This is a genomic window from Microcystis sp. M165S2, assembly GCF_020245885.1.
Classification (GTDB): domain Bacteria; phylum Cyanobacteriota; class Cyanobacteriia; order Cyanobacteriales; family Microcystaceae; genus Microcystis.
In genome coordinates, this window is the sequence record NZ_JADBTZ010000201.1 from 1 (window position 1) to 3,189 (window position 3,189).

General features: G+C 46.9%; 3 protein-coding genes and 1 pseudogene. 3 read left to right on the forward strand and 1 reads right to left on the reverse strand.

The features are described from left to right. Positions 1-141: 141 nt before the first annotated feature. Positions 142-300: pseudogene (locus IM479_RS10545) on the forward strand (NAD-dependent epimerase/dehydratase family protein); the annotation flags it as partial. A gap of 50 nt (positions 301-350) precedes the next feature. On the opposite strand, the gene IM479_RS10550 reads toward IM479_RS10545, so the two are convergent. Then, a complete protein-coding gene (locus IM479_RS10550; protein WP_286825267.1) occupies positions 351-563 on the reverse strand; it encodes a DUF2839 domain-containing protein in 213 nt (70 codons plus the stop codon). Between the two features lie 121 nt (positions 564-684). On the opposite strand from IM479_RS10550, the gene IM479_RS10555 reads away from it, so the two are divergent. Further along, positions 685-1,920 (forward strand): LL-diaminopimelate aminotransferase, encoded by a 1,236-nt coding sequence (locus IM479_RS10555; RefSeq protein WP_287078163.1) that lies wholly within the window; start codon positions 685-687, stop codon positions 1,918-1,920. 95 nt (positions 1,921-2,015) lie between these two features. Beyond that, positions 2,016-2,852, forward strand: coding sequence for a metallophosphoesterase (locus IM479_RS10560; RefSeq protein ID WP_287684225.1), 837 nt, complete (start codon positions 2,016-2,018; stop codon positions 2,850-2,852). The last annotated feature ends 337 nt before the right edge of the window (positions 2,853-3,189 follow it).

Consider the following 3,189-nt stretch of genomic DNA (forward strand, 5'->3'; position numbering starts at 1 on the left):
GATAGGGCATATCGGAAGTTGGTCATCAGACCTAAACGCTTGGGGAGATTTAAGCTCTATTTTGGTTGGTAGCAATACCTGTCAAGACAACTTGAGTCAGTGAACCAAGAATCCCTCGCATGAGCGCGACGGGAGTGTCAAGCTGATATTAATAAGGCCACCCGGGAGTTAAACTGGCAGCCCGAATATGATCTCGTCAGTGGTTTAGCAGACTCCTTCCAGAACGATTATCTCCCTTCCGGTCGAGATCGGCAAGAAATAGACTGGGCGATCGATGACCAGATCTTGGCAAATCAGTGAGAATCTGGGAATAGGGAACAGTTAATCGCTCCCTATTCCCCATTGACAGCTTACTGCACATTCCACCAACCGAAGGCCGGCCCGACAAAGCGAATAACTACCCAAGCGCCGGCTAAAACTCCTATACCAATCCAGGCACCCCTAGTGGTTAACTTGTAAGCTTGGGCCGCTTGACTTTTGGTAATCGGTAGCCAAGGCAGGATATTTTCTTCCTGTCCATATTTATCACCCAGGGCCGATTGACGACGTTTTGATTCACCCATACTAATGTCAATTATTAAGAGGTTTTTATCTGATTGTATATCGAAAGACAACAGGCCACACCCAGTCCTAGTCCCTGAAACTGTTATAAAATTAAAGGTTGCGACTGAAACGAGAAGAATTATGGCAACCATTAACAGTAATTACTTAAAACTAAAAGCGGGTTATCTTTTTCCGGAAATTGCCCGACGAGTCCAAGCTTTTGCGGCAGCCCATCCCGATGCTAATATTATCCGTCTGGGGATTGGGGATGTCACCGAACCTTTGCCCCGAGCTTGTCGGGAGGCAATGATTAAAGCGGTGGAGGAAATGGGCGATCGCTCTAGCTTTAAAGGTTACGGGCCCGAACAGGGTTATGCTTGGTTAAGGGAGAAAATCGCCGTCAATGATTTTCAGGCTCGCGGTTGTGATATAAGTGCCGATGAAATCTTTATTTCCGACGGTTCTAAGTGCGATACGGGCAATATTCTCGATATTTTTGGGGATAATAACTCGATCGCCGTAACTGACCCAGTATATCCCGTTTACGTTGATACTAATGTTATGGCTGGACACACGGGAGAGGCCAACGACCGCGGTGAATACGAGGGACTGATTTATCTGCCAATTACCGCCGAAAATAACTTTACTGCCCAGATTCCAGCCGAAAAAGTCGATTTAATCTATCTCTGTTTTCCCAATAATCCCACCGGGGCCACGGCTACCAAAGAACACTTGACAGCTTGGGTCAATTATGCTAGGGCAAACGGATCGATTATCTTTTTTGATGCGGCCTACGAGGCCTTTATCACCGATGCCAGTTTACCCCATTCCATCTACGAAATCGAGGGGGCGCGGCAATGTGCGATCGAATTTCGCTCTTTTTCCAAAAATGCCGGTTTTACCGGGACTCGTTGCGCTTTAACCGTGGTTCCCCAAAGTCTCATGGCCAAAGCTGCCGACGGGACGGATGTGCAACTCTGGAAACTGTGGAATCGTCGGCAATCGACCAAATTTAACGGCGTTTCCTACATTGTCCAACGGGGGGCCGAGGCGGTTTATTGCCCGGAAGGAAAAGCACAAGTACAAGAACTTGTCAAGTTTTATTTACAAAATGCAACAATTATCCGAGAAAAATTAACCGCTGCTGGTTTAGAAGTCCATGGCGGCGTAAATGCGCCCTACGTCTGGGTAAAAACGCCCCAGGGTCTATCGAGTTGGGATTTCTTCGATAAGCTACTGCACACCTGTAATGTGGTGGGAACCCCCGGATCCGGCTTTGGGGCTGCCGGAGAGGGTTATTTCCGGCTATCGGCTTTTAATAGTCGTGCCAACGTCGAGGCCGCTATGGAGAGAATTATCGATAAATTTCAAGGCTAATGGTCAAAAGAGGGATGTTTGCGGAAGCGTCCCCCAACAACCCCATCGGCAAATAATTGATAGACTGGTAACTACTCACCGACAACGGCTCACCGATGCGACCCTTTTGGTTAGAATCCTTACAGGTAGAAAGATTAACGATCGCAATTGCCAGCTTACCGGCAGCTCTGCAAGGGATCAAGTTGGTGCAGTGGTCAGATCTGCACTGCGATGAACAGCATTTGCCTGTAGCTGTCCTGCAAGAAGCGATCGCCATTACTAATCAGGAAAAACCCGATCTCATCTTCCTGACGGGGGATTTTATTACCTATAGTCCTAGTCCGATTTTTGCCCTAGTCGAGAGCATAAAAGCTCTCAAAAGTCAAGGGGGTATTTATGCTTGTTTAGGAAATCATGACAGTTATCTTCCGCAGGCAAGGGAAACGGTCAGATCAGCCCTAACTAGCGTGGGAATTCGGGTACTCTGGAATGAAATCGCCACACCCTACGGCGAAAATTTTCCCATTGTCGGATTGGCCGATTATTGGTCCGGGGAATTTTTACCGCAAATCCTCGAGCAAATTTCTCCCGATATACCCAGACTCGTCCTTTCCCACAATCCCGATACAGCCATGCTTTTAAGGGATTGGCGCGTGGATTTGCAGTTATCCGGTCATACCCACGGAGGTCAAGTGACTATCCCCGGTATCGGTTCCCTACCGATAATTTTAGAGAAACTTAGGCGATCGCTGCCAGAACCCTATGGTCAATGGGTTCCCTTTCACCGGCAGTTTAGCAGAGTAGTCCGATACTGGCAATGGTCCGAGGGATTTCACCGAGTTGGGGAAAATCAATTATATGTCAATCGAGGCTTAGGAACCTATTTTCCCGGTCGTCTTTTTTGTCCCCCCGAAGTGACGGTAATTACTTTGATCAACGGCAGTCAGTCTTGAATCAGTGATCAGTGATCAGTTATCAGTGACCAGATGTGAGTTTTTAGTGAACAGTATGACAGCCTTTCTCGTGAAGGTGAAGCACAAGCTCATTCTTGCTAATCAAGTATTTCAGATGCAAGAACGAACCTCATGTATCTGAGAAAAGCTGTAAGTGAGGAGTATTGTAAAGTTTCAATACAAATATAGTCATATATAGCCAGCCATGGTAATATGTGAACACGAAACTATCAGACTAGGCAAAAAAAACAGGAATAAGTTATCGAACGGCTTGGAGGTGGTGGAAACAAGGGAATTTAACAGGCTATCAATTGCCTTCCGGTACAATTATCACAAC

What these genes read in the sequence shown, in the direction of transcription:
- IM479_RS10555 (WP_287078163.1), top strand. Translation starts at nt 685, where the DNA reads ATGGCAACCATTAACAGTAATTACTTAAAACTAAAAGCGGGTTATCTT.
- IM479_RS10560 (WP_287684225.1), top strand. Translation starts at nt 2,016, where the DNA reads ATGCGACCCTTTTGGTTAGAATCCTTACAGGTAGAAAGATTAACGATC.
- IM479_RS10550 (WP_286825267.1), bottom strand. Translation starts at nt 563, where the DNA reads ATGGGTGAATCAAAACGTCGTCAATCGGCCCTGGGTGATAAATATGGA.